The sequence below is a fragment of the Sphingomonas sp. Root241 genome, from assembly GCF_001428865.1.
Taxonomy (GTDB): domain Bacteria; phylum Pseudomonadota; class Alphaproteobacteria; order Sphingomonadales; family Sphingomonadaceae; genus Sphingomonas.
Genome location: NZ_LMIV01000001.1, coordinates 1770843 through 1795848, shown reverse-complemented (window position 1 = coordinate 1795848; position 25006 = coordinate 1770843). Strand labels below are relative to the sequence as shown.

Here is a 25006-nt window from a genome sequence, read left to right as displayed (position 1 = left end):
GCGAAGCCGGCCGGATCACCGTGCAGCCTGCGCCGAGCAGGATTTGCATACCGGAAACGAAGCCTGGTTCGAGATCTATCGCGCCGAACGCGTGAAGCTCACTTCGATCCTGTTCTCCGGCGAGGACTGGCGCTGGCGCTTCTGCTCGAGCGCGGGGCTGATCATCGCCTCTGGCACCGGCTTTCGCACCGAGAGCGAATGCGTCGCGGCAGTCGATGCCCTGCGCAGGAGCGCGGGCACCGCACGCGTGCGCGGGACGTCAGCGCGACCTAGTTGACGACAGCCTCGCGCCGCACCGGCTGCGGCGCGGTTTCCCAGCCGCCGCCGAGTGCGTTGAACAAGGCGACCTGTGCCTCCGCCAGCGCGGCGTTCGACTGCGCCAGCGTGGCTCGGGCGGTAGCCCGGTCGCGCTCGGCATCGATGCGCTGGAGCAAGGTGTCGCGGCCTGCCGAGAAGCGCAGTCCGGCGATGCGCGCCGCGTTGGTCGCAGCGGCTTCGGCGCGGCGCAGCGCGACGTTGCGCTCGATCTCGCCCGAATAGCGCGCCAGCGCCTGCTCGACTTCGCGCAACGCCGTGAGCACGGTGCCGTCGAATGTGGCGAGCGAACCTTCGGAGGTCGCCTCGGCCTGACGCAGGCGCGCCCGCGCCTGGCCCATGTTCGGGAAACTCCAGCTGATCAGCGGCCCGAGCGAGAAGCTGAACGAATCGGACTTGGCGAGATCGCCGATATCCTGCGCGCCGAGCGAGACCGAGCCGAGCAGCCGAATCGAAGGATAGAGCGCGGCAGTGGCGACCCCGACGCGTGCGGTATCGGCGGCGAGCAAGCGCTCGGCCTGGCGGACATCGGGACGGCGGGCGAGGAGGGCGGCGCCGTCGCCGACCGGGATCAGCCCGCTCACCTGCGGCGGCACGGTGCACTGCGCGGCGGCGGCATCGGTTTCGGCCGGCGGCCGGCCGGTGAGCGTGGCGAGCGCATAGAGTGCGGCCCGGCGTTCGGCCTCGAACTGCGGAACCTGCGAACGCGCGTTCTCGGAAAGTACCAGCGCCTGATCGACATCGCGCTGGGTGCCGCGCCCGGCCTCGAGCAGGCGCCGGGTCAAGCCGAGTGTCTGGTCCTGAAGCTGTGCGGTTTCGCGCGCCACCGCGGCCTGGGCCGCGAAGCTGCACGCCTGCGCATAGACGCGCGCAGTCTCGGCCGCGACCGCGATGCGGGCGGCATCGAGCGCCGCCTGCGCCGCGGCGACATCGCCGCGTGCCGCTTCGATCGAGCGCGAGACCTGGCCGAATATGTCGACCTGGTAGCCCGCATCGAGCCCGACCTGGAAGAAGTCGAACTCGGCGCTCTGTGCACCCGGGATATTGGTCGCGTTCGCGCCCGCCCGCTGGCGGGTGTAGGAGGCGCTGAGATCGGTGGTCGGCAGCCGCTGGTTGCGGGCTTCCGACAGTAATGCACGAACGCGGCGCAGATTCGCCGCGGCGACGCGGATGTCGGTGTTGTGGGCCAGTGCGTCGACCACGAGCCGGTCGAGCGCCGGATCGCGGAACAGATGCCACCATTCGCCCTCGACGGCACCGGTCGAGACCTTCGTGACGCCGGGATCGACGAAATTGCCCGCCGCGGTCGGCGGCGTCGCGGGGCGCTCGTAGTTCGGGCCGACCGCGCAGGCCGAAAGCAGCCCGGCTGCGAGGAGTGTCAGGCGCTTCATGCCGTGGCCTCCGCTTCGGGCGCTTCGGGCTTCTTGCGGCTCAGCTTCGCACGTTGCCGCTCGGTCCAGCTCGCGAGCTTGCGAACCATCACATAGAAAGCCGGCGTGAAGAGCAGGCCGAAGAAGGTCACGCCGATCATCCCGAAGAACACCGCGACGCCCAGCGCCTGGCGAAGCTCCGCCGCCGCGCCGGTGGCGATCACCAGCGGCAGCACGCCGAGGATGAACGCGATCGAGGTCATGATGATCGGCCGCATGCGCTGATGTGCCGCCTGTTCGGCCGCGGCGCGCGGTTCGAGGCCCTGATCTTCCTCGCCCTGCCGTGCGAACTCGACGATCAGGATCGCGTTCTTCGCAGCGAGGCCGATCAGCACGACGAGGCCGATCTGCGTCAGGATATTATTGTCCATTCCCATCAGATTCACGCCGAGGATCGCGGCGAGCAGGCACATCGGTACGATCAGGATCACCGCCAGCGGCAGCACGAGGCTCTCGTAAAGCGCCGCGAGCAGCAGGAAGACGAACACCACGGCCAGACCGAAGGCGATCAGGCCGGTATTGCCCGCCTGGCGCTGCTCGAATGCGAGTTCGGTCCATTCAAAGCCCATGCCCTTGGGCAGCGTCCTGGCGGCGAGCGCTTCCATCGAATCGAGCGACTGGCCGGTCGAGAAACCGGGCTTGGTGTCGCCCATCAGCTCGGCGGCGGGGTAGAGGTTGTAGCGCACCACGCGATACGGGCCCGCATCGTTCTTCAATGCCATCACCGCGCTCATCGGCACCATCTTGCCGGCGGCCGAGCGCGTCTTCAGCGCCTGAATGTCCGACGCGTCGTCGCGATAGGCCGCATCGGCCTGCGCCGTCACGCGGAAGGTACGGCCGAGATAGTTGAAGTCGTTGACATAGGCCGAGCCCAGATAGGAACCGAGCGTCGAATAGATGTTCGAGACCGGCACGCCCATCCGCTCGGCGCGGTCGCGGTCGACCTCGGCGGTGAGGCGCGGGGTGCCCACGTTGAATAGCGAGAAGGCGCCGGCGACGCCCTCCGCCTGGCCTGCTCCCATCATCATCGCCATCGATGCCTGTGCCAGCGCCTGATAGCCTTGGCCGCTGCGGTCCTGGATCATCATCTTGAAGCCGCCGCCGGTGCCGATGCCCGGAACGGGCGGCGGGGCGATGATCATGATGTCGCCACCCTTGATCCCTGCCAGCGCCGGATACAGCGCCTGCTGGATCTCGTCGGCACTTTCCTTGCGATCGGCATGCGGCTTGAGCGCGAAGAACACCACGCCCGCATTCGGCGCGGTCGAAAAGCTCGCGCCGTCGAGGCCCGCGAACCCGATCGAGGTTTGGACGCCGGGGAGCTTCATCGATTCCTTGATCGTTTCGCGTACCACGGCATCGGTGCGCTGGAGCGACGATCCGGGAGGCAGCGAGACGACGCCGATCAGATAACCCTGATCCTGCGGCGGGATGAAGCCGCTCGGCGTGGCGGTGAACCGCCAGCCCACGACGAAGATCAATGCGACATAGATCACGCCGACGATCACCAGCATCCGCACCAGCCGTGCGGTGAGCCGGCTATATTTGTGCGAGAGCCAGGTGAATCCGGCATTGAACTTCCTGCCCGCACGCCCCGGCAATCCGAGCAAGCCCGGTCGCGGCGCCTTGTCGTGCTCGGGCTTCTTGAGCACCAAGGCGCACAAAGCCGGCGACAGGGTCAGCGAGACGAATGCCGAGAAAACCGTCGCCGAGGCGATGGTGATCGCGAACTGCTGGTAGAAAGCACCCGAGATGCCCGGGATGAACATCGTGGGCACGAACACCCCGACGAGCACGAGCGAGATCGCGATGATCGCGCCCGAGACTTCGTCCATCGTCTTGTGCGCCGCCTCGCGCGGGCCGATGTCTTCCTCTTCCATCAGGCGCTCGACATTCTCGACGACGACGATCGCGTCGTCGACGACGATGCCGATCGCGAGGACGAGGCCGAACAGCGACAGCGTGTTGAGCGAGTAGCCGAAGGCGAACAAGACCGCGAAGGCGCCGACCAGCGATACCGGGATCGCGATGATCGGGATGAGCGCGGTGCGCCAGCTTTGAAGAAAGACGAGCACCACCAGCACCACGAGGATCAGCGCCTCGATCAGCGTGTGTTCGACTGCGCTGATCGATTCGGAGATGTACTCGGTGGGATTGTAGTCGATCGAATATTTCATCCCCGCCGGGAAGCTCTGGGCGAGCGTATCGAGTTCTTTCTTCACGGCGTCCGCAGTGGCGAGCGCGTTCGATCCGGGCATCTGGAAGATACCCATGCCGACGGCGCTCTTGCCGCCGAGATAGCCGTTGAAGCTATAGTCCTGCGCGCCGAGCTCGATCCGCGCGACATCGCGCAGATAGGTCAGCCGGCCCTGCGTATCCCGCTTGATCACGACCTTGCCGAATTCCTCGGGCGTGCTCAGGCGGCCTTTGGCCTGGACGCCCAGCTCGAAGGCGGGGCTCGCCTTGCCATAAGGCGGCTGACCGACGGCGCCGGCGGCGACCTGAAGGTTCTGGCCGCGAATGGCATTGACCACTTCGTCCACGGTCATGTCGCGCGCGGCGGCAAGGCCGGGATCGATCCACACGCGCATATTGTAATCGCGTCCGCCGAACGCCTGCGCCTGGCCGACGCCGGGCACGCGCGCGATCCGATCGAGCACCTGCAGCGTGACGTAGTTGGAGATGTAGGGGATCTCGAGGCTGTTGTCGGGCGAAGTGAAGAACACGACCATCAGGAAGTCGGGCGAGTTCTTGTTCACCGTGATGCCCAGACGCCGCACGTCCTCGGGCAGGCGCGGCTCGGCCTGCTGCACGCGGTTCTGCACCAGCACCTGCGCCTGATCGACATTGGTGCCCTGATTGAACGCGATCGTGATCTGCGTCTGGCCGTTGCCGGTCGACGACGAGGTCATGTAGATCATGTTCTCGACGCCGTTGATCGCCTGTTCGAGCGGCGCGGCGACCGTCTCCGCCAACGTCTCAGCGCTCGCGCCCGGATAGGTGGCGGTGACCACCACCGTGGGCGGTGCGATGCTCGGATACTGAGCAATCGGCAGCGACGGATAGGCGATCGCACCGACGATCACGATCAGGATCGACAGCACCGCCGCGAAGATCGGCCGCTCGATGAAGAAATGGGGGAATTTCATGGCGGAGGCCTTAGCGGACAGTCGCCTGGCCCGAGGCCGGCTCCTGCGTCGGAGCGGTCGGCGCGGCTTGCTTCGTCGGATCGGCCTTGATCACGCCCTTCACCGGCTGGACCGGCGCGCCGGGCTGCAGACGACCGACTCCGGTGATGACCACGCGGTCGGTCGGTGCGAGGCCGTCGCGGACGATGCGCAGGCCCTCCACCGTCGCGCCGACTTCCACCGGGCGCGGCACCGCTTTGTTGTCGTTTCCGACGACATAGACGAGTCGGCGGGTCTGATCGGTGACGATCGCCTCGTCGGGGATCAGCATCGCCTTGTACGTGCCCGAGCCAAGCAGCCGCGCGCGGCCGAACATGCCGGGGGTCAGGAAGCGGGTGGGATTCTGCACCACGGCGTGGGCACGGATCGTGCCCGAATCGGGATCCACGGCATTGTCGAGGAACTCCATCCGGCCGTTCCAGCGATATTCGGCTTCGTCGGCGAGCTGGATCTGGACCGGGTTGGCGGTGGTGCGCGAAGAGCCGCGCTCGCCGCGCTGATCCTGGCGCAGGTTCTTGAGATAGAAGCTCTCGGCGCCTTCGAACTCGAACCAGATCGGGTCGAGCGAGACGATACGCGTGAGCACGGTCTGGCCATCGGCGACGGAGTCGCCGATGCTCACCTTGCGGTCCGACATGCGGCCGCTGAACGGGGCGCGGACAGTGGTGAAGCTCAAATTGAGCTCGGCATTGGTGATCGCGGCGCGGGCGGCCGCCAGATCAGCCGCGGCGGTGCGCTCGGCAGCGATGTTCGCCTCGAGCTCTTCGGTGCTGACGGCCTGCGCGGTCGCCAGCTTGCGGCTGCGCGCGGTGACCTGCCGGGCGTTCGACAGCGCTGCATTGGCGCGCGTCGCTTGTGCCTGCGCCTGAGCCAGCGCGGCGCGATAGGGGCGGGGGTCGATCGTGAACAAGGGCGCGCCCTGGCGCACGTCCTGTCCGTCGCGGAAGTGGATCGCGGTCACCACGCCGTTGACGCGTGGCCGGATCTCGACGTCCTGCGGCGCGACGAAGCGGCCGGTATAGTCGTCCCAGTCCACCACCTCGCGCTGGACCGGGGTGGCGACGGTCACCTGCGGCGGGGGAGGAGCAGGCGGCGCCTGTTCTCCACCGCATCCGGCAAGCAACAAAAATCCTGCTAATACGAGCGCGCGCCTCACAGACGTCCCCTTTCTGCGGCGCAGCAATTAACGTTGTCAGCCGGGGTTGCAAGCAGATTCGTACCTATCGGTAGGAATTGTCTGAGATGAGCGTCCATGGCGAAAAGGTCAGGCTCGGCGAATGCATATGCAGTTTTCGCCAACACCGAAAGCATGACTCTCGACACCATCGAATTTCCCCATTCCGACCGCGAGGAATTGCGATCCTCACAGCATCAGACGCCGCGGCGACGCAAAAACCGCACGCGGCCGAAACAAAATATTCTGCTCTGTTTCGGCGGAAGGCTCGCTTCAATCGTCGGAAGGTACTGGCAGCACCGCGCCGACATGCACCTCGCCGCGCCCCTCGGCGAGCAGCGTTTGGCGGTGGCGCTCGGCATAGCGTTCTCGCTGCTCATCGCTGCGCTCGGCGTGGCAGGCGGGGCAGGCGACGCCCTCGACGAAAAGGGGCGAGCGCTGTGCTTCCTCGCTGATCGGCATCCGACAGGCGCGGCACAGCGCATGCGTGCCGGGTTCGAGCCCGTGCTCCACCGCCACGCGCTCGTCGAACACGAAGCATTCGCCTTGCCACCGGCTTTCCTCGGCGGCGACGTTCTCCAGATAAGCGAGGATGCCGCCCTTCAGATGATAGACCTCTTCCAGGCCTTCCGCCTTGAGGAATGCAGTCGCCTTCTCGCAGCGTATGCCGCCGGTGCAGAACATCGCTATCTTCGGCTGCTTGTCGGCGCCGCGCCATTCGTCGCGATGCGCGCGGAACCACGCTGGGAAGTCGCGAAACGTTCGTGTGCCGGGATCGATGGCGCCGGCGAAGCTGCCCAGCGCGACTTCATAGTCGTTGCGCGTATCGATCACGATCGTGTCGGGCTGGTCGATCAGCGCGTTCCAGTCCTGCGGGGCGACATAGGTGCCGGCATCGGCCAGCGGGTCGATCCCCGGCTCGCCCATCGTAACGATCTCGCGCTTGATGCGCACCTTCATGCGATGGAACGGCATGATCGCCGCACGCGATTTCTTGACGTCGAGCGCCGCGCAGCCGGGAAGGGCGCGGATCTGTGCGAGCACCTGATCGATCGCGCTGTCGCTGCCCGCGATCGTGCCGTTGATCCCTTCGGGCGCGAGCAGCAGCGTTCCCTTCACGTTCACGGCAGCGCACGCCGCGGTAAGGGGCACCTGTATCGCCGCGCAATCGTCGAAACGGGTGAACTGGTACAATGCGGCCACGCAAATGGGCAGAACTTCGGTCACGATCACTTTCCGGGTTGCGGCCGCGGCAACGGCTGGCGGCCCCTAGCAGAAGCGCGCGCGTACGTCATGTTGTGCCGCAAGGACTGGTCTACGTTGACGGAATTGATCGAGATCAACCGGGGAAACCAATCTGCATTTGCGTCGTTTGACCCCACCGGAAATGAAAGCTGGAGGAGTTTGCTTGCCTTCTCGTGTCGATCCGCTCGCGGATATGATCCGGAAGCTCACGTCGCTGAACAAGCTCAACGACGAAGAGGTTGCCGGCATCCGGTCGCTTCCGCTCCGTCCCCAGCGCTTCCGGGCGGGCGCGACAATCGTCAGCACCGGTCAGTTGATCTCGGAATGCTGCTTGCTGGTCGAAGGCTATGCCTGCCGCCACAAGCTGGCGAGTGATGGCGGCCGGCAGATCGTCTCTTTCCATATGGCCGGGGATATTCTCGATATCCAGCATCTGCTGTTCGACAAGGCCGATCACAACCTACAGGTGATCAGCGATTCCGAAGTCCTGTTCTTCCCGATGCGCGATTTCCGGCGGCTGCTGCAGGAGCGGCCGGAGATCGGCAAGGCGCTGTGGCGCGATTGCCTGGTCGACGCGTCGATCTTCCGCGAATGGGTGCTCAATGTCGGGCGTCGCGACGCCAAGATGCGGATCGCGCACATGCTGTGCGAATTCGCCTTCCGGCATGAGGCGGCGGGGCTGGGCTCGCCGGATCGTTTTACCCTGCCGATGACTCAGGAGGATATCGGCGACGCCACCGGCCTCACCTCGGTGCACGTCAACCGGATGCTGCGCGCGCTGACCGAGGAGGGCGTGATCGCGCGGACCGGCCGCGAGATCCGCATCGCCGACTGGGAACGGATGAAGCAGGTCGCCGATTTCGATCCGGACTATCTCCACATCGCCGCCTAGGGGCGGCGTAAAGCTCAGTCTCCAGCGTTCTCGATCCCGCCGGCGATATAGGTCTGGACGTAATCCTTGATCCACGCCTCTTCGCGGAACCACTTGGTGACGATGTACTTCATCCCCTCCAGCACGCGCATGCCCTCGTGGAGCGTATCGTAATTGGGGGTGCCGTCGGGCGTCATGTTGTTCCAGATGACGAGCAGCCCGCGCTTCGGCTTGAAGCGGATGCCCGCACGCGGGAACCAGGTGGCGCCGCCTTCGGGCACGTCGTTGAGATAGGCCATCGCGGTCCACGTCCGCTGGCCGCCGGTTTCCTTCATCTTGGGCCAATAGGCGCTCGATTCGTGGAAATAGTCGCAATGCGCGCGGAACTGCTGGTCCACCGCGTAACGCTGGCCCTGGAGCGTCTCGGCATTCTCCTCGGGGATGCCGAGCAGGTTGGCGATGCGCTGGTCGATCGCGAGAATATCGGGCGACCAGCGATACAGGTCCGAGCTGTGGCTGGTGCGGTATTCAGGATCTTCGCTCACAGCCAGAAGGGTCGACGGGCGCGAATTGGAATCGATCAGCGCGATGAGCGCGTCGCATTCGGCGTCGCTCAGGAAATGGGGCACGGTGTACATCTGCGCCGTCTCGACCTTGGCGCGCTTGACGGCGGGGTTCGCCTCCAGCCGCGCCGAGACATCGCGCCCGATCTTCGCGCGCGCCGGCGAGGGACCGCCGGAGACTCTGCCTTCGTTCTTGTTGATCTTGCTCACGCCTTGCGAAATCGCGCGCTGCGGCGGGATTTGCAAGCCGCAACCACAGCTTTAACGGCAAGGAGCCCGGTGTCGCCACCGGGCCCCAGGATCTCCGATAAGGCTGCGGGCGTCCTTACCAGAAGATGTCGTAGATCGTGTCGACCACTTCGCCGGTGTAGATGTCGACGAGCAGCGCATCGTTGTAATAGCGCACCCAGCGATAGGGGCCGTCGACCTCGGGCAGGCGATAGTAGAACGGATCGTTGATCCAGTAGTTCGACGAGAACAGGATCGAATTCAGCGTGAAGCCGATCCCGAACCGCCGATAGCCATAGCCCCAGCCGCTCGGCGCATAATAACGCGGCAGGCGGTAGATGTTGCGGTTGCTGCTGCGATAGCCGCGCCAGTCGTAGCGGCGGTCGTTGCGCCAGCGGTTGTTCCAGCTCCCGCGGTTGCGGTCGTTGTTCCAGCCGCGGTTGCTGTCGTAGCGATTGCGGTCGCCGCTCCAGTTGCGCGTCCGGTCGCGGTCGTTCCAGTCGCGGTTGCCGCGGTCGTACCGGCTGCGATCGCCGTCCCGGTTGCGATCGTTCCAGCGGCTGCGGTCGCCCTCGCGGAACTGCTGCTGGCGCTGCTGGTCGAACTGCTGCTGCCGGTCCGCATCCTGACGGCGCGTGCCGCCGTTCCACTGGCTGCGGTTGCCGGTCCATTGGCTGCGATCGCCGCTGTTGTTCCACCGGCTGCGGTCACCGCGGTCGCCGCCCCAGCGCTCGCGCTGCTGCTGGACGGCCTGCGGCGCCTGCTGCGGCTGCGCCTGTTGCTGCGGACGATTCCAGCCGCGCTGGCGCTCGCCGCCGTTCCACTGCCGCTGCGGCTGGGCCTGCGGCGCCTGCTCGCGCTGCTGCTGACGCCACTCGCCGCGGTTCTGGCGAACCTCGGACTGGCCGCCATTATTTGCCGAACGGTCTCGGCCGCCCCAGCGCCCCCGGTCCTGCGCAAGCGCCGCCGGCGGGACCAGAGCCGTTGCGGCGATGATCACCGCTAGCAAGGTCTTCTTCATCTCAACTGTCTCCGTCGAGACCGGCAAGGGGCCGGGCTACATCGTAGGACTGGATTAGGCTTCGTCGCATGAGCGGTTGCTGAATTGCGGCGAAAGGTGATTGAAAGAATTGATAAAGACTATTCGGGCGCAGGCGCCTCCGGTTCGGGCCCTGCGGCCAGTGGCGCATCGCCCCGCGCCAGTCGGGCAGCGTCGGTGATCGCGCCGATCAGCCGCGGATAGATGCCGCATCGGCAGATGTTGGGGATCGCACCCTTGATGTCCTCCTCGCTGGGGTTGCGATTGTTGCGCAGCAACACGGACGCGGCCATCACCACGCCCGGGATGCAATAGCCGCACTGGACCACGTTGGTGGCGAGCAGCGCCTGCTGGACGGGATGGCTGCGATCCTTCGAAAGCCCCTCGATCGTGGTGACGAAGGTTCCCTCGAGCGCGCCGATCGTCTCCTGACAGGCGAGGCGAAGCCCCCCGTCGACATCCACTGCGCAGGCGCCGCAATCGCCCGTCCCGCAGCCATATTTGGTGCCGGTGAGATTGGAGGCATCGCGCAGCGCCCAGAGCAGGGGGGTGCGCGGGTCCATCTTGTACTCGACCGGCTGGTTGTTGACGGTGAAGCGAGTCATTGCAGCGATGTAGCCGGAAACGGGGTGTTTCCGAAACCGGCATTGTCGCGAGCACCTGTCCCGCCGATGTTGGATTCGCGGCGGTCACTTTCACGATTTGCACGGCAAACGCGCAATGAAGTTACGCTGCGATGAAATTTTGTTTCGTAACTTGGATTTGCGCTTCGCTTTCCCGGACCGACCATTCCGGAACAATAGCAGAACAGCGCGTTGTAGGACAGAGTAATGACCAAGATGCCGTCTCTCTTCATTCCGCATGGCGGCGGGCCCTGTTTCTTCATGGATCCGCAGGGCGGCCCTGCCGATCCGATGTGGAGGCGCATGCAGGCCTATCTCGCCGGGCTGATCGACAGCTTGCCGGCGCGGCCGAAGGCGATCCTGCTGGTGTCGGGACATTGGGAGGAGGATCAGGTCACGGTCCATAGCGGCGACGGGCAGCCATTATTGTTCGACTATTACGGCTTCCCCGAACACACCTATCGCCTGCGCTGGGACGCGCCCGGCGCGCCGGAGGTGGCGGCTCGGGCAAAGGCATTGCTCGAAGCCGCCGGCTTTCCGGTCGGCGAGGAGCGCGAACGTGGCTGGGACCACGGCGTGTTCATCCCGATGATGGTCGCAGTGCCGGATGCGGGCATTCCGCTGACCCAGCTGTCGCTCCGGAAAGACCTCGACCCGGCGGCGCATATCGCGATCGGCCGTGCACTGGCGCCGCTGCGCGACGAAGGCGTGCTGATCCTGGGCAGCGGCATGAGCTTCCACAATCTCCGCGCCCGCGGCCCGCAGGTGACGCCGGTGGCGGACGAGTGGGATGCGGCGCTGGTCGACGCGGTGACCGACCCGGAACCGGTTCGGCGGGCGGAGCGGGTGGCGGCCTGGGACGAACTGCCGCACGCGCAGTTCGCGCATCCCCGCGAGGAGCACCTCCTGCCGCTGATGGTCGCGCTCGGCGCGGGCGGGGACGGGCCGGCAGTGGCCGATTATCGCGATCACGTGATGGGCTGGGCGGTCAGCGGGTTCCGGTTTGGGTAGGTATCGTCATCCCGGCGAAAGCCGGGATCTCGTGCCGCGGGCCGTGCACTTGTTGCCTGAGATCCCGGCGTTCGCCGGGATGACGATCGATCACTCCCGCCAGCTCCGATCGACTCGATCCACCAGCCGCACCATCGCGGCGAAGTCCGCCGCGCCGGGGCCGCCGGGGACCTGCGCCATGTGCAAGTCGCGCTGGTGGACGGCGACGACATCGTCCGACACCATTAGCGGCTCGCCCATCGACAGCGTCGCCACCTGGATCTCGCAGGCGCGCTGGAGCGACCAGTGCTTGATGAACGCCTCGGGCAAGGTGCGGCCCATCACGAGGATGCCGTGGTTGCGCAGCAGCATCACGCGCTTGTCGCCGAGGTTCGCGAGCAGCCGCTCGCCCTCCTCGTCGCGCACCGTCACCCCCTCGAAATCGTGATAGGCGATCTGCCCGGCGAAATTGCACGCGTAGAAATTGACGGGGCGAAGACCGCCCTCCACCGAGCTCACCGCCATGCCTGCCGTCGTGTGCGTGTGCATGATGCAATGGGCGTCGGGGAGATGGCGATGGAACAGCGCATGCTGGACGAAGCCCGCGCGGTTCACGGGATAGGGAGAGTCGCCGAGCTTGTTTCCGTCGATATCGATCTTGACGAGGTTCGACGCCTTCACTTCGCTGAAGTGCAGCCCGAACGGATTGATCAGGAACGCGCCCTCCTGATCCGGTAGCTTCACGGTAATGTGGTTGTAGATCATCTCGGACCAGCCGAGCATGTCGAACACGCGGTAGCAGGCGGCGAGCTGCTGGCGCGCCTCCCATTCGGCATCGCTGACGCCCAGGGGGTTGCCGGCGTCTTGCTGAAGCGCAGTGGCCATCGATCCTCTCCTATTTGGTTGCAATATGCCACGCATGTGCGGGCGCGGGCAACCGCCGTGCGTGCCCGTCCGTTCAGCCTCGACGAGAGGAGAGCGCAATGACCAGCAGCAAGCATGACCAGACGCAGCCGGAAGATCGGACCCGCGATGATCTCGAGGACAATCCCGGAATCGGCCAGTCGAAGGGCCTGTTCGCCACCGGCGCGGACCCCAATGACGAGGCCGGCGAGAACACCATGGAAGGCGATGTCGAGAACGACGCCGGCGCGCAGGGCCAGGCGAGCGAGACGAAGCTCGGCCGCACCAACGCTTGAGGAGAGAGACGATGGCAACCGACGACCGCCGCATGCACGAGGGCCGCTCGCGCAGCCTCGACGATCGCGAACCGCGCGACCGTGGAAACGAGGAACCACGCAGCGAAGGCGACTTCATCGGATCGGGCGAACGCACGCCGGAGGACGGCCCGGTCGACGACATCCGCGAGCGCGGCAGCACCACCGACCGCGAGCAGGAAAGCGCGCTGGGCGGGCATGTCGCCACGCGCTCGGGATCGCGCGAGACGCCAGAGGATGAGCGGGCTTGATTCCGTCAACCCGGCGAAAGCCGGGGCCTCGTGCCACGGGCCGTGCGCTTGCCGCCTGAGGTCCCGGCTTTCGCCGGGATGACGTTACACCCTCGGCATTGATCCGGATCAAAATCGCTGCGAGTGCGTTACGCGTTCGCAACGACTGAGGGGATCTGCCGCATGCGAGGAGTAAAATTGCGCCAGGGTATCGCTCTGGCAGGATTGTTCGTGCTGGGCGCGTGCGGCGGCTCCGGCTCGGGGAGCGGGGGGAACGGATCGGCGGAGGAAGTGGCGAGCTCGCCCGCCACCGCGGCCAAATTGAGCGCCTATACCGACGCGTATAACGCGTTGCTCGAGACCTTCGGGCTGCCGGCGACGGCGAAGACCTACAGGGAGGCTCGCATAGCCAGCAGGTCGCCGAGCGAATCCATCACGATCAGCGACGGCTGGATCGAAACCGAGGCGGCCAAGCTCAAGGCGGCGCGCGCGCTGCCCGGTTCGCTGGGCCCGATCGATGCGACGGCGGAGGCGCTGGACACTGCGTTGCAAAAGGTGCTGGCGCGACTGAAGCCGCTCTACGCTTATTACAACACCAAGGCCTATCGCGCGGACGGGCTCAAGCGCGGCAAGGCGGAAGACGCCCAGATGATCGCCGAGTTCGATGCGGCGCTGAAGGCCTTGGATGATTTCAACGCCGCGTTGGCCAAGCAGCGCCGCGCCGGCGCCGACGCCGAGCTGAACAGGCTCAAGCAGAGCGGCGACACCGTCGCCTACAACACCAAGCTGGCGATGCAGCAGGCCGAGGATCTGGTCGGCCTGTTCGACAAGCCCGAAGACCTGCGCGATCCGGCGGTGTTCGCCAAGGGGGATGCGCTCGTCGCGTCGCTGGAGAAGCTGCTGGCCGATCAGCAAAAGGCGATCGCGGACGCAAAGGCCAAGGCGAAGGAGCCGGGGGAGACCAGCCGGCTCGGCATGTCGGATGGGGTGGCGGACATGCTCGGATCGATGATCGGCCAATATCGTGAGGTGAAGCAGTCGCATTCGGCCGGCGACGCGGAGGCGATGGTCACTTCCTATAACGGGGCGGTGGGGCTGGCGAACAACATACCTTGAGAACACTACGCGTCATCTCGGCGAAAGCCGGGATCTCGTGCCGCGTGCTTGCCGCCTGAGATCCCGGCTTTCGCCGGGATGACGATTGTTCAGCGGAACGCGTAGGGCACGACGCTGCGGCGGTCGGCGTCGATCTCGATCACCGATCCGGCCGGCGGGAAGGCGCGCTGGTCGCAGTCGGTGCGCGGGCAGATGCGGCACGAGGCGCCGATCGGCGTGGCGGCGCCGCCCGGGCGCAGATCGTCGGCATAGACGAAGTCCGCCGCATGCGCCTCCTCGCAACCGAGCGCCACGGCGTAGCGGCGGGCGGGGCGGGCATAGCTGCCCGATGGCTTGACCAGCCCCTTGGCCATCGAGACGTAGCGCGTGCCGTCGGGCATTTCGGCCAATTGCACGAGGATGCGATCGGGGATCGCCACGGCCTCGTGCACCACCCAGAGCGGGCAGGCGCCGCCGAGCGCGGCGAACTGGAGCCGCGTCGCCGAGTGGCGCTTGGTGATGTTGCCCGCCATGTCGACGCGGCAGAAGAAGAAGGGCAGGCCCGCCGCGCCGGGCCGCTGGAGCGTCGACAGGCGGTGGCACGCCTGCTCGAAGCTGACGCCGAAGCGCTGGCGGAGGCGATCGATGTCGTGGCGGACCTCGCGGGCGCGGGTGCGGAAGGCGGTGTACGGCATCAGCAGCGCGCCGGCGGCGTAATTGGCGAGCCCGACGCTGAGCAACTCGCGCGAGGCCTGGCTCGCGAGGCCGGCCAGCTCGACGACATGCCGCATCTCGTTGGCGAATTCGTAGCGGACGAGGCGGTGCGCGAGCAGGAAGGCGCGACTTTCGGGGGGCAAGCCCGAGTTGAGCGCGAGCGTGCGTTCGCGCTCGTCGAAGCGGCTGAGCTGGCTGCCGTCGCCGTCCTCGGCGATTACGTGCACGCCGTGCCAGCGGCGGAGGCGATCCTCGAGCGCCTGGCTCACCGGGCCGTCGTCGAGCGCGTCGGCGAGCGCTTCGGCCGAACGGTCGATCGCGTCGATGTAATTGCCCTCGGCCTGGAACCAGTCGCGCACCTCCTCCCAGGGGAGCGGCGCGGCGTCGCTCGAGCCCGTGTCGAAGCGGTCGTCGAGGACGCGGAGCTGCTCCTGGCTGCGGCGCCACGCCTCGTGCACCGCGACGAGGCGGCGGGCGAGGAGAGGCTGCTGTTCGAGTCCGCGGCGGACGTCGGTCTCGCTCAAGGGATGCGCGGCGATGCTGGTGTCGGTGGCGGCGTCGATCGTGCGGAGCAGAGTCGAGGTCTCGGCTTCGGCGCCGATGTCTGCCGCCTCCATTGGGAATTCGCGGGCGAGCGCGAGCAGCACGACATCGGTGATCGGGCGGCCGTTATTCTCGATCTGCGACAGATAGGGGACCGAGATGCCCAGCCGCGCGGCCATGCTCGCCTGGCTGAGGCCGAGGCGGCGGCGCAGGTCGCGCAGGCGGAAGCCTTCGAACAGGCGGCGGCGGGGGGTGCTCACTGGATTCCCCACCCTGCAAGGGAACGTCCCGCTCCGTCATCCCCGCGAAAGCGGGGACCCATCTCGCGCAGGCGCCACGAAGGCACTGCTGGCGATTGCGCGGCCAGGTCCGGAGATGGGGCCCCGCTTTCGCGGGGGTGACGGATATGATGTGTTCTCACCCGGCCACCATATTCTGCAAACCTCCCCGCCGCAACTTTGCAACATTGCATTTGCCTCGGCGCGCATGCCCTGTGCAGAAGGCGCCACCTCTCGGGAGCCTGCAATGTCGTCGACGATCGAGGAACTGGAGCGCCGCCGCGCCGCGGCCCGTCTGGGCGGCGGGCAGAAGCGGATCGACGCGCAGCATGCCAAGGGCAAGCTCACTGCGCGCGAGCGCGTCGAGGTGCTGCTCGACCAGGGATCGTTCGAGGAGCTCGACATGTATGTCGAGCACAACGCCGTGGATTTCGGCATGGCGGAGCAGATCGTCCCCGGCGACGGCGTCGTCACCGGCAGCGGCACGATCAACGGCCGCCTCGTCTTCGTGTTCAGCCAGGACTTCACCGTGTTCGGCGGCTCGCTTTCCGAGCGCCACGCGCAGAAGATCTGCAAGATCATGGACATGGCGATGAAGGTCGGCGCGCCCGTGATCGGCCTCAACGACAGCGGCGGCGCGCGCATCCAGGAAGGCGTCGCCAGCCTTGCCGGCTATGCCGAAGTGTTCCAGCGCAATGTGCTGGCCAGCGGCGTGGTGCCGCAATTGAGCCTGATCATGGGCCCCTGCGCAGGCGGGGCCGTCTATTCTCCCGCGATGACCGACTTCATCTTCATGGTGAAGGATTCGTCGTACATGTTCGTCACCGGCCCAGATGTAGTGAAGACCGTTACAAACGAGATCGTCACGCAGGAGGAACTGGGTGGAGCGGTGACGCATACCACGAAGTCGGGGGTCGCAGATATGGCCTTCGACAACGACATCGAGGCGCTGCTCGCGGCCCGCGACTTCGTGGACTTCCTGCCCGCATCCAATCGGGAAAGCGTTCCCGAACGGCCATGCGACGATCCGTGGGACCGTATCGAGGACAGCCTCGACAGCCTCATCCCGCCCAGCGCCAACCAGCCCTATGACATGCACGAATGCGTCCGGAAGGTGCTTGACGAAGGCGAGTTCTTCGAAATCCAGCCGACGCACGCCGCCAACATCCTGATCGGCTTCGGCCGGATCGAGGGGCGCACCGTCGGGGTTGTCGCCAACCAGCCGATGGTGCTGGCCGGGGTGCTCGACATCAATTCGTCGAAGAAGGCCGCGCGCTTCGTGCGCTTCTGCGACGCGTTCGACATTCCGATCCTGACCTTCGTCGACGTTCCCGGATTCCTGCCGGGTGTCGGGCAGGAGCATTCGGGGATCATCAAGCACGGCGCGAAATTGCTCTTCGCTTATGCCGAGGCGACCGTCCCCAAGATCACCGTGATCACCCGGAAGGCCTATGGCGGCGCATACGATGTAATGGCGTCGAAGCATCTGCGCGGCGACCTCAACTACGCCTGGCCGACCGCCGAGATCGCAGTGATGGGGGCGAAAGGCGCAGTCGAGATCATCTTCCGTGGGCGCACGCCCGAGGAGATCGCCGAGCGTACCGCCGAATATGAGACCCGCTTCGCAAATCCCTTCGTGGCGGCGAGCAAGGGCTTCATCGACGAAGTGATCCTGCCGCATTCCACCCGCCGCCGGATCGCGCTGGGACTACGCAAGCTGCGCAACAAGCAGCTTGAGAACCCGTGGAAGAAGCACGACAACATCCCGCTGTGAACGGCGCCGCGGCGGTGGCCGACTGCATGCAAGGATAAAGATGATCAGCTTCCTCTTCGCGCTGGCCTTCGGCGCCCAGACTGCCCCCGCGTCGGCTCCGGCAGCCGCTCCCGCCGCTCCCGCGCCGGGCGTCTGGACTTTCCGCGAGAGCACCGATCCGGCCCAGCCGAAAAGCTCTACCGCGACGGTTCGCGCCGCCGACGGTTCGCGGCTGCTGCTGCGCTGCGACACGGTCAACGTGCCGATCGTCTCGGTGCAGTTCATGCCCAAGCCCGCCGTCGCGGCCGGCGATTCGCGGATCGTCACGCTGACCCTCGACGAGGGCCTGGCGGACATGACCTCGTGGCTGTTCCCCGGCAAGGGCGCCTATAATGGCGAGACTGCCGAAGTCTTCCTGATCGTCGAGGAGATCGCCAAGGCGAAGAAGGTCCGCATCGGCTTTCCCGAAGGCGAGACGATGGTCGAGCGGGAGTTTGCCGGCCCGGGCGGCGACGCGATGTTCCGCAAGGTCTACGCCACCTGCGGCATGCCCTATGCGATGCCGTCGGTCACGCCGGCGCCGAAGAAGCAATGAAGCTCGGCCGCCTCAACCATGTCGGCATCGCGACGCCTTCGATCGAGGCGTCGATCGCCTTTTATCGCGACGTGATGGGTGCGCAGGTGATCCGCGCGCCCTTCGATTTGCCCGCACAGGGCGTGAAAGTGTGCTTCGTCGATACGCCCAATACCCAGATCGAGCTGATCGAGCCGCTGGGCGAAGGCTCCCCGATCCACGGCTTTCTCGCGAAGAACCCGTCGGGCGGGCAGCATCATCTGTGCTACGAAGTGCCCGATATCCACGAAGCCAAGGCGTGGTTCGAAGCGAAGGGCGCCAAGATAATCGGCGAGCCGCGCATCGGGGCGCACGGCACGATGATCTTCTTCGTCCACCCGAAGGACATGGGCGGGGTGCTGACCGAGATCATGGAAACGCCGAGGGACGGACATTGAGCGACGATACCATCCTCTACGCGCTCGATGGCGATGTCGCGGTGCTCCGGCTCAATCGGCCCGACGAGCTCAACGCCGTCACGCTCGACATGCTCGATCTGCTCGCCGCGTCGCTGCGCCGGGCAGTCGATGACGGCGCGCGCGCAGTATTGCTCACCGGCGAGGGGCGGGCCTTTTGCGCCGGTGCCTCGCTCAAGGAAGGCTCGGGCGGCGATCCCGGGGACCGGCTGCGCAATCATTACAACCCGGTCCAGCAGACCATGGCCGATCTGCCGATCCCGATCGTGACCGCGATGAACGGTCCCGCGGCGGGGGCGGGGGCGTCGCTGGCGCTGGGCGGCGACATCGTGATCGGCGCGCGCTCGGCCTATCTGTTGCTCGCCTTCGCCAATATCGGGCTGGTCCCCGATGCCGGGGCGACGTGGCTGATCGCCAAGGCGGCAGGGCGGGCGAAAGTACTCGAAATGGCGTTGCTGGGCGAACGTCTTTCCACGCACGATGCAATGGCGGCGGGGCTGCTCACCCATGTGGCGGACGACGGCGTCGTGTTCGACACGGCGATGACCTATGCCCGCCGCCTCGCCGCGATGCCGACGGTGGCGCTCGGGCTGATCCGCAAACAGATCAAGGCGGCACTGAGCGGTACGCTGGAGGAGACGCTGGCGCTGGAGGCGGAGCACCAGTCGGTCGCGGCGCGTTCGCAGGATTTCCAGGAGGGCGTCGCGGCGTTCCTCCAGAAGCGCAAGCCGGAGTTCAAGGGCAAGTGAGCGAGAAGCCGTCTCTGGACGCCTGGGCCGCGCTCGCCGCGAAGGAAGTGAAGGATGCAGATCTCACCTGGCACACGCCCGAGGGGATCGCGGTCAAGCCGCTCTACACCGCCGCCGACGCGGCCGATCCCGGGCTTCCCGGTTTCGCGCCGTTCACGCGCGGGGTGAAGGCGACGATGTATGCCGGGCGGTCGTGGACGATCCGCCAATATGCCGGCTTCTCGACCGCCGAGGAGTCCAACGCCTTCTACCGCCGCAACCTTGCCGCCGGACAGAAGGGCCTGTCGATCGCGTTCGATCTCGCCACGCACCGCGGCTATGATAGCGATCATCCGCGCGTGACCGGCGATGTCGGCAAGGCGGGGGTCGCGATCGACACGCTCGCCGACATGCAGATCCTGTTCGACGGGATACCGCTCGATCAGATGTCGGTGAGCATGACGATGAACGGCGCGGTGCTGCCGTGCCTCGCTTTCTACATCGTCGCGGCCGAAGAGCAGGGCGTGCGGCAGGACCAGCTCACCGGAACCATCCAGAACGACATCCTCAAGGAGTTCATGGTCCGCAACACCTACATCTATCCGCCCGAGCCCTCGATGCGGATCGTCGCGGACATTATCGCCTATACCGCTCAACACATGCCGCGGTTCAATTCGATCTCGATTTCGGGCTATCACATGCACGAGGCGGGGGCGACCGCGGTACAGGAGCTCGCTTTCACGCTGGCGGACGGCATGGCCTATGTCCGTGCGGCGATCGCGCGCGGGCTGAGCATCGACGAGTTCGCCGGGCGGCTCTCGTTCTTCTTCGGCATCGGCATGAACTTCTTCATGGAAGTGGCGAAGCTGCGCGCGGCGCGATTGCTGTGGAGCCGGATCATCGCCGGTTTCGGGGGCAGCGCGCGTTCGCAGATGCTGCGCACGCACTGCCAGACCTCGGGCGTGTCGCTGCAGGAGCAGGACCCGTACAACAACGTCATCCGCACCACGATCGAGGCGATGGCGGCGACCTTCGGCGGCACCCAGTCGCTCCACACCAACAGCCTCGATGAAGCGGTGGCGCTGCCGACCGATTTCTCCGCCCGGATCGCGCGCAACACCCAGCTGATCCTGCAGGAAGAGACCGGGATGACGCATGTCGTCGATCCGCTGGGCGGCAGCTATTATGTCGAGGCCCTGACCAACGAGCTCGCCGAAAAGGCGTGGGCGCTGATCGAAGAGGTCGAGGCGCTGGGCGGGATGACCCATGCGGTCGAGAGCGGCATGCCCAAGGAGCATATCGAGCGGGCGGCGGCTGCGCGCCAGGCCCGGGTCGATCGCGGCGAGGACGTGATCGTCGGAGTCAACAAATACCGGCTTGCCGAAGAAGCGCCGATGGACATCCTCGACATCGACAATGCCCGCGTCCGCGCCGACCAGATCAAGCGGATCGAGCGCACCCGCGCCGAACGCGATGCGACGAAGGCCGAGGAGGCTCTGGGCGATTTGCGGCGCGGGGCGGTGGCCAGCGACAATTTGCTTGCGCTCTGCGTCGAGGCGGCACGCGCGCGCTGCACGCTCGGCGAGATGTCGGCGGCGATGGAAGTTGCGTTCGGCCGGCACGCAGTGGGCGTGACGCCTATCAAGGGCGTCTATGGCCCTGCCCATGCCGAAGACAAAGGCTGGCTGCGTGCTGAGGAGGGTGTAGCTGCGTTCGAGCGGCGGCAGGGACGCAAACCGCGGGTGCTCGTCGCTAAAATGGGGCAGGACGGGCATGATCGTGGCGCCAATGTCGTCGCCAGCGCCTTTGCCGATCTGGGCTTCGACGTGATCTCTGGCCCGCTCTTCCAGACGCCGGCCGAGACGTGCGCGCTGGCGGTGGAAAAGCAGGTCGACGTGGTCGGTGCCTCGAGCCTCGCCGCGGGGCACAAGACACTGATCCCCGAGCTGGTCGATGCGCTCAAGCAAGCCGGGCGGCCGGATATCAAGGTCGTCGCGGGCGGCGTGATCCCGCCGCAGGATTACGAATTCCTCCGCGCCCACGGCGTGCAGGCGATCTTCGGACCCGGCACCAACCTTGTCAGCGCGGCCGCCGAAGTGCTCAAGCTGCTCGGCCACAATCTGCCCCCGATCGAAGAGGCTGCCGAATGACCGACGAAGACGAGCAGATGGCGCTCGATACGGGCGGCGGCGAGGCGCTGTTATATGATTATTTCAAGCATCTCACCCAGCTGTCCCTGTTCTCGCTGGGCGGGGTGCTGGCGCTGGCCGGTTCAGCGGCTAGTGCTCGCGGACTGTTGATCGGGGCGCTGGTGGTGATCGGATCGTCGGCGCTGCTCTCGTTCAGCGGCGCCGGCGAGATCGTCCGCACCCGTTTCCACGGCAAGCCGACCGCCAAATACCTTGATTTCTACCGCATCTCCGCGCCGCTTCTGCTCTCGCTGGGACTCGGCATCTTCCTCTATCTGTTCATCAAGACATTGGGACCCGCATGATCCGCACCGACTGGACCCGCGACGAGATCGCCGCGTTGTTCAACCTGCCGTTCGGCGAACTGGTGTTCCGCGCGCAGACGGTGCACCGCGAACATCACGTGCCCGATCAGGTCCAGATGTCGACCCTGTTGTCGATCAAGACCGGCGGCTGCCCGGAGGATTGCGGCTATTGCAACCAGTCGTGCAACCAGTCGGTGCATGCCGAGACCGGGCTCAAGGCGACGAAGCTGATGGACGTGCGCGCGGTGCTGCAGGCGGCGGCGCAGGCGAAGGACAATGGGTCGAGCCGCTTCTGCATGGGCGCGGCGTGGCGCAACCCCAAGGACCGCGACATGCCCGCCATCGTCGAGATGGTGCGCGGTGTGCGCCAGATGGGCATGGAGACCTGCATGACCCTGGGCATGCTCACGCCTGCCCAGGCAGCGATGCTCGGCGATGCCGGGCTCGATTACTACAACCACAATATCGACACGTCGCCCGAGCGCTATGGCGACGTGATCACCACGCGCAGCTTCGAGGATCGGCTCGATACGCTGGAGCATGTCCGCGAGGCGGGGATCAACGTGTGCTGCGGCGGGATCGTCGGGATGGGCGAGACCCGTGCGGATCGCGTAGGTTTCGTCCACGCGCTCGCCACGCTGCCGCGGCATCCCGAGAGCGTGCCGGTCAACGCGCTGGTGCCGGTGAAAGGCACGGTGCTCGGCAACATGCTTGCCGATACGCCGCTGGCCAAGATCGACGATATCGAGTTCGTGCGGACGGTTGCGGTGGCGCGGATCACGATGCCGGAGTCGATGGTGCGGCTTTCCGCCGGGCGCGAGAGCATGAGCGAGGCGACGCAAGCGCTCTGCTTCATGGCGGGCGCCAATTCGATCTTCACCGGCGACAAGCTCCTCACCACGGGCAATGCCGGCGACGACAAGGACGCGGCGCTGTTCGCCAGGCTGGGGCTAACGCCACTGCGGGGCGACGAGCCGATGCGCGTGGCGGCGGAATGACTTATCGTCCCCGGCGCAGCCCCATTTGGCTCGCACTCGGCACACTGTCGTGGATCGCGGCCATGCTTGGCAGCATGTTCGTATGGGCAATGTACGCGGGCGTCGCTTACCGATCGGATGATCCGATCATCGACAGCGGTCTGCTCGTGATTCTCGCTTTCTTTTTCGTGACTTACATCTTGGCTGTTTGGCTTATCGTTCGGATTGTCCGCAAACTATGATGTTCAAGAAGATCCTGGTCGCCAATCGCGGCGAGATCGCGTGCCGGGTGATGCGCACCGCCAAGAAGATGGGGATCGCCACCGTCGCGGTCTATTCTGATGCCGATGCCCGTGCGCCGCATGTGCTGATGGCCGACGAGTCGGTGCGGCTCGGGCCGGCGCCGGCGGCGGAATCCTATCTCAAGGCGGAGTTGATCCTGCTCGCCGCGAAGGAGACCGGGGCGGACTGCATCCATCCGGGCTACGGCTTCCTCTCCGAGCGGGAGAGCTTTGCGCGCGCCTGTGCCGAGGCGGGGATCGCATTCGTGGGCCCGCCGCCCAATGCCATCGCGGCGATGGGCGACAAGATCGAGTCCAAGAAACTCGCCAGGGCCGCGGGGGTGAACGTCGTTCCCGGTTTCGTCGGCGAGATCCATGATACCGAACATGCGGTGCGGATCGCCTCCGAGATCGGCTATCCGGTGATGATGAAGGCCTCGGCCGGCGGCGGTGGCAAGGGGATGCGGCTGGCTTGGTCGGAAGCCGACGTCCGCGATGGCTTCGAGGCGACCAAACGCGAGGGGCTCGCCAGCTTCGGCGACGACCGCGTCTTCATCGAGAAATTCATCGAGCAGCCGCGCCATATCGAGATCCAGGTGCTGGGCGACCAGCACGGCAACATCGTCTATCTCGGCGAGCGCGAATGCTCGATCCAGCGGCGGCACCAGAAGGTGGTCGAGGAAGCGCCGTCGCCCTTCGTCACGCCCGGGATGCGCAAGCGGATGGGCGAACAGGCAGTCGCGCTGGCGCGGGCGGTGGGCTATTATTCGGCGGGCACGGTCGAGCTGATCGTCAGCGGCGCCGACACCACCGGTGAGGGCTTCTACTTCCTCGAGATGAACACCCGGCTGCAGGTCGAGCATCCGGTGACCGAAGAGATCACCGGACTCGATTTGGTCGAGCAGATGATCCGCGTCGCCGCGGGCGAGCCGCTTGCCTTTGCGCAGAAGGATGTGAAGCTCACCGGCTGGGCGATCGAGAACCGGGTCTATGCCGAGGATCCCTATCGCGGTTTCCTGCCCTCGACCGGGAGGCTGGTGCGCTATCGCCCGCCGGCCGAAACGCGCGACGAGACCGGCGTGACGCGGGTCGACGACGGCGTGACCGAGGGCAGCGAGATCTCGATGTTCTACGATCCGATGATCGCCAAGCTGGTCACCTGGGCGCCGACGCGCGAAGAGGCCGCCGATCGGCAGGTGGCGGCGCTCGATCGCTTCCGGATCGACGGGATCGGCCACAATATCGACTTCCTCTCCGCGATCATGCAGCACCCGCGCTTCCGCGAAGGTGCGCTGACCACCGGGTTCATCGCAGAGGAATATCCCGAAGGGTTCGAGGGCGCGCCGGCGTCGCCCGAGCTTCGGCGCAAGCTGGCGGCAGCGGCTGCGGCGATCGATATCGAGCGCGCCAGCCGTGCATCGGAGATCAGCGGCCAGCTCAACGGGCGCGTTGCCGGTAGTGGCGATCGCATCGTGACGGTGGATAGCGAACGCTTCAAACTATCGATCGAGCGCTTCGGTGGTGTCCAGCTCGTGCGCGGCGCGGGCGAGCCTATGGAATTGATCGGCCATTGGCGCCCGGGCGAGCCGCTGTTCGCGGTGCGGATCGACGATGCGCCGCTCACCGTCGGCGTCGAGCGCAAGGGATCGGCCTGGCGGCTGACGGCGCATGGCGCGTCGCACCGCATCGAGGTGCTGCCGCCGCATATCGCGCAATATCGGCACCACATGATCGAGAAGATTCCGCCCGACATGAGCAAATTCCTGCTCGCCCCGATGCCGGGTTTGCTCACCCAGCTCCACGTCGCGCCGGGCGACAAGGTCGAGGCGGGGCAGGCGCTTGCGGTGGTCGAGGCGATGAAGATGGAGAACATCCTGCGCGCCGAGCGGACGGGGGTGGTGAAGGCCGCCAACTTCGCGCCCGGCGAGAGCCTTGCGGTCGACGCGGCGATCCTCGAGTTCGAATAGATTCCCGTGCTCCGGCCTTCGCCGGAGCACGGGT

General features: G+C 66.3%; 24 protein-coding genes. 15 read left to right on the top strand and 9 right to left on the bottom strand.

Annotated features, from left to right (window positions below; all coding sequences use genetic code 11):
- Positions 1–43: 43 nt before the first annotated feature.
- Positions 44–277: a YegP family protein gene (locus ASE13_RS08320; protein WP_235536892.1), complete on the top strand. Its 234-nt coding sequence runs from the start codon at positions 44–46 to the stop codon at positions 275–277.
- On the opposite strand, the gene ASE13_RS08315 is transcribed toward ASE13_RS08320, so the two are convergent.
- The 4 genes from ASE13_RS08315 to ASE13_RS08300 form a co-directional block, all read right to left on the bottom strand.
- Positions 270–1706, bottom strand: coding sequence for an efflux transporter outer membrane subunit (locus ASE13_RS08315; protein WP_056613420.1), 1437 nt, complete (start codon positions 1704–1706; stop codon positions 270–272). The two genes, ASE13_RS08320 and ASE13_RS08315, sit on opposite strands and share 8 nt — an antisense overlap.
- Positions 1703–4894 carry an efflux RND transporter permease subunit gene (locus ASE13_RS08310; RefSeq protein WP_056613417.1) on the bottom strand — a complete coding sequence of 1064 codons (3192 nt, stop codon included), beginning with the start codon at positions 4892–4894 and terminating at the stop codon, positions 1703–1705. Before ASE13_RS08310 ends, ASE13_RS08315 begins: the two co-directional genes overlap by 4 nt.
- A gap of 10 nt (positions 4895–4904) precedes the next feature.
- Positions 4905–6002 (bottom strand): efflux RND transporter periplasmic adaptor subunit, encoded by a 1098-nt coding sequence (locus ASE13_RS08305; protein WP_235536891.1) that lies wholly within the window; start codon positions 6000–6002, stop codon positions 4905–4907.
- 378 nt (positions 6003–6380) lie between these two features.
- A complete protein-coding gene (locus tag ASE13_RS08300) occupies positions 6381–7337 on the bottom strand; it encodes a rhodanese-related sulfurtransferase (RefSeq protein ID WP_414885312.1) in 957 nt (318 codons plus the stop codon).
- 208 nt (positions 7338–7545) lie between these two features.
- Between ASE13_RS08300 and ASE13_RS08295 the strand changes: the two genes are divergently transcribed.
- The gene (locus ASE13_RS08295) at positions 7546–8244 is read left to right on the top strand and encodes a Crp/Fnr family transcriptional regulator (protein WP_235536889.1); all 699 of its coding nucleotides are present in this window, start codon (positions 7546–7548) and stop codon (positions 8242–8244) included.
- Positions 8245–8258: 14 nt separating this feature from the next.
- Here ASE13_RS08295 and ASE13_RS08290 read toward each other — a convergent pair whose 3' ends face one another.
- The 3 genes from ASE13_RS08290 to ASE13_RS08280 all read right to left on the bottom strand — a co-directional run bounded on the left by ASE13_RS08290 (position 8259) and on the right by ASE13_RS08280 (position 10658).
- Positions 8259–8996, bottom strand: a complete 738-nt coding sequence (locus ASE13_RS08290; RefSeq protein ID WP_156404788.1) for a prolyl hydroxylase family protein — start codon at positions 8994–8996, stop codon at positions 8259–8261.
- Positions 8997–9111: 115 nt separating this feature from the next.
- The gene (locus ASE13_RS08285) at positions 9112–10035 is read right to left on the bottom strand and encodes an RcnB family protein (RefSeq protein ID WP_056613411.1); all 924 of its coding nucleotides are present in this window, start codon (positions 10033–10035) and stop codon (positions 9112–9114) included.
- A 119-nt stretch (positions 10036–10154) separates the two neighbouring features.
- Positions 10155–10658 carry a (2Fe-2S)-binding protein gene (locus ASE13_RS08280; RefSeq protein WP_056613409.1) on the bottom strand — a complete coding sequence of 168 codons (504 nt, stop codon included), beginning with the start codon at positions 10656–10658 and terminating at the stop codon, positions 10155–10157.
- A 225-nt stretch (positions 10659–10883) separates the two neighbouring features.
- On the opposite strand from ASE13_RS08280, the gene ASE13_RS08275 reads away from it, so the two are divergent.
- Positions 10884–11687 carry a DODA-type extradiol aromatic ring-opening family dioxygenase gene (locus ASE13_RS08275; RefSeq protein WP_056613406.1) on the top strand — a complete coding sequence of 268 codons (804 nt, stop codon included), beginning with the start codon at positions 10884–10886 and terminating at the stop codon, positions 11685–11687.
- A 90-nt stretch (positions 11688–11777) separates the two neighbouring features.
- On the opposite strand, the gene ASE13_RS08270 is transcribed toward ASE13_RS08275, so the two are convergent.
- The gene (locus ASE13_RS08270) at positions 11778–12551 is read right to left on the bottom strand and encodes a class II aldolase/adducin family protein (protein ID WP_056613404.1); all 774 of its coding nucleotides are present in this window, start codon (positions 12549–12551) and stop codon (positions 11778–11780) included.
- A 98-nt stretch (positions 12552–12649) separates the two neighbouring features.
- Between ASE13_RS08270 and ASE13_RS08265 the strand changes: the two genes are divergently transcribed.
- The 3 genes from ASE13_RS08265 to ASE13_RS08255 all read left to right on the top strand — a co-directional run bounded on the left by ASE13_RS08265 (position 12650) and on the right by ASE13_RS08255 (position 14229).
- Positions 12650–12865, top strand: coding sequence for a hypothetical protein (locus ASE13_RS08265; protein ID WP_056613403.1), 216 nt, complete (start codon positions 12650–12652; stop codon positions 12863–12865).
- 11 nt (positions 12866–12876) lie between these two features.
- Positions 12877–13134: a hypothetical protein gene (locus ASE13_RS08260; RefSeq protein ID WP_056613401.1), complete on the top strand. Its 258-nt coding sequence runs from the start codon at positions 12877–12879 to the stop codon at positions 13132–13134.
- 177 nt (positions 13135–13311) lie between these two features.
- Positions 13312–14229 (top strand): DUF3829 domain-containing protein, encoded by a 918-nt coding sequence (locus tag ASE13_RS08255; protein WP_162254678.1) that lies wholly within the window; start codon positions 13312–13314, stop codon positions 14227–14229.
- Between the two features lie 89 nt (positions 14230–14318).
- Here the strand turns inward: ASE13_RS08255 and ASE13_RS08250 are convergent, their stop codons facing one another.
- On the bottom strand, positions 14319–15725 hold the full coding sequence (locus tag ASE13_RS08250; protein WP_056613397.1) for a helix-turn-helix domain-containing protein: 1407 nt from the start codon (positions 15723–15725) through the stop codon (positions 14319–14321).
- Between the two features lie 265 nt (positions 15726–15990).
- On the opposite strand from ASE13_RS08250, the gene ASE13_RS08245 reads away from it, so the two are divergent.
- The 9 genes from ASE13_RS08245 to ASE13_RS08210 are packed head-to-tail and all read left to right on the top strand — an operon-like array spanning position 15991 to position 24972.
- Positions 15991–17517, top strand: coding sequence for an acyl-CoA carboxylase subunit beta (locus ASE13_RS08245; protein ID WP_056613394.1), 1527 nt, complete (start codon positions 15991–15993; stop codon positions 17515–17517).
- A 40-nt stretch (positions 17518–17557) separates the two neighbouring features.
- Positions 17558–18091, top strand: a complete 534-nt coding sequence (locus ASE13_RS08240) for a hypothetical protein (protein WP_056613392.1) — start codon at positions 17558–17560, stop codon at positions 18089–18091.
- Positions 18088–18507 carry a methylmalonyl-CoA epimerase gene (mce, locus tag ASE13_RS08235; protein WP_056613390.1) on the top strand — a complete coding sequence of 140 codons (420 nt, stop codon included), beginning with the start codon at positions 18088–18090 and terminating at the stop codon, positions 18505–18507. The genes ASE13_RS08240 and mce overlap by 4 nt, the downstream gene beginning before the upstream one ends.
- A complete protein-coding gene (locus tag ASE13_RS08230) occupies positions 18504–19274 on the top strand; it encodes an enoyl-CoA hydratase-related protein (RefSeq protein WP_056613388.1) in 771 nt (256 codons plus the stop codon). The genes mce and ASE13_RS08230 overlap by 4 nt, the downstream gene beginning before the upstream one ends.
- Entirely contained in the window at positions 19271–21403 is a 2133-nt protein-coding gene (gene scpA / locus ASE13_RS08225; RefSeq protein ID WP_056613386.1) for a methylmalonyl-CoA mutase, read from the top strand. The genes ASE13_RS08230 and scpA overlap by 4 nt, the downstream gene beginning before the upstream one ends.
- Positions 21400–21747 carry a hypothetical protein gene (locus tag ASE13_RS08220; protein WP_056613384.1) on the top strand — a complete coding sequence of 116 codons (348 nt, stop codon included), beginning with the start codon at positions 21400–21402 and terminating at the stop codon, positions 21745–21747. Before scpA ends, ASE13_RS08220 begins: the two co-directional genes overlap by 4 nt.
- Positions 21744–22745, top strand: a complete 1002-nt coding sequence (gene bioB, locus ASE13_RS08215; protein WP_056613382.1) for a biotin synthase BioB — start codon at positions 21744–21746, stop codon at positions 22743–22745. Before ASE13_RS08220 ends, bioB begins: the two co-directional genes overlap by 4 nt.
- Positions 22742–22966, top strand: coding sequence for a hypothetical protein (locus tag ASE13_RS19780; protein ID WP_156404787.1), 225 nt, complete (start codon positions 22742–22744; stop codon positions 22964–22966). Before bioB ends, ASE13_RS19780 begins: the two co-directional genes overlap by 4 nt.
- Complete coding sequence (locus tag ASE13_RS08210) at positions 22966–24972, top strand: acetyl/propionyl/methylcrotonyl-CoA carboxylase subunit alpha (RefSeq protein ID WP_082596637.1); 2007 nt, start codon at positions 22966–22968, stop codon at positions 24970–24972. The genes ASE13_RS19780 and ASE13_RS08210 overlap by 1 nt, the downstream gene beginning before the upstream one ends.
- The last annotated feature ends 34 nt before the right edge of the window (positions 24973–25006 follow it).

Excerpts from the sequence above, each read along its gene's own strand:
- ASE13_RS08315 (WP_056613420.1), bottom strand. The coding sequence starts at position 1,706 with ATGAAGCGCCTGACACTCCTCGCAGCCGGGCTGCTTTCGGCCTGCGCG.
- ASE13_RS08310 (WP_056613417.1), bottom strand. The coding sequence starts at position 4,894 with ATGAAATTCCCCCATTTCTTCATCGAGCGGCCGATCTTCGCGGCGGTG.
- ASE13_RS08295 (WP_235536889.1), top strand. The coding sequence starts at position 7,546 with ATGATCCGGAAGCTCACGTCGCTGAACAAGCTCAACGACGAAGAGGTT.
- ASE13_RS08285 (WP_056613411.1), bottom strand. The coding sequence starts at position 10,035 with ATGAAGAAGACCTTGCTAGCGGTGATCATCGCCGCAACGGCTCTGGTC.
- ASE13_RS08280 (WP_056613409.1), bottom strand. The coding sequence starts at position 10,658 with ATGACTCGCTTCACCGTCAACAACCAGCCGGTCGAGTACAAGATGGAC.
- ASE13_RS08275 (WP_056613406.1), top strand. The coding sequence starts at position 10,884 with ATGACCAAGATGCCGTCTCTCTTCATTCCGCATGGCGGCGGGCCCTGT.
- ASE13_RS08270 (WP_056613404.1), bottom strand. The coding sequence starts at position 12,551 with ATGGCCACTGCGCTTCAGCAAGACGCCGGCAACCCCCTGGGCGTCAGC.
- ASE13_RS08265 (WP_056613403.1), top strand. The coding sequence starts at position 12,650 with ATGACCAGCAGCAAGCATGACCAGACGCAGCCGGAAGATCGGACCCGC.
- ASE13_RS08260 (WP_056613401.1), top strand. The coding sequence starts at position 12,877 with ATGGCAACCGACGACCGCCGCATGCACGAGGGCCGCTCGCGCAGCCTC.
- ASE13_RS08245 (WP_056613394.1), top strand. The coding sequence starts at position 15,991 with ATGTCGTCGACGATCGAGGAACTGGAGCGCCGCCGCGCCGCGGCCCGT.
- ASE13_RS08240 (WP_056613392.1), top strand. The coding sequence starts at position 17,558 with ATGATCAGCTTCCTCTTCGCGCTGGCCTTCGGCGCCCAGACTGCCCCC.
- mce (WP_056613390.1), top strand. The coding sequence starts at position 18,088 with ATGAAGCTCGGCCGCCTCAACCATGTCGGCATCGCGACGCCTTCGATC.
- ASE13_RS08220 (WP_056613384.1), top strand. The coding sequence starts at position 21,400 with ATGACCGACGAAGACGAGCAGATGGCGCTCGATACGGGCGGCGGCGAG.
- bioB (WP_056613382.1), top strand. The coding sequence starts at position 21,744 with ATGATCCGCACCGACTGGACCCGCGACGAGATCGCCGCGTTGTTCAAC.
- ASE13_RS19780 (WP_156404787.1), top strand. The coding sequence starts at position 22,742 with ATGACTTATCGTCCCCGGCGCAGCCCCATTTGGCTCGCACTCGGCACA.
- ASE13_RS08210 (WP_082596637.1), top strand. The coding sequence starts at position 22,966 with ATGTTCAAGAAGATCCTGGTCGCCAATCGCGGCGAGATCGCGTGCCGG.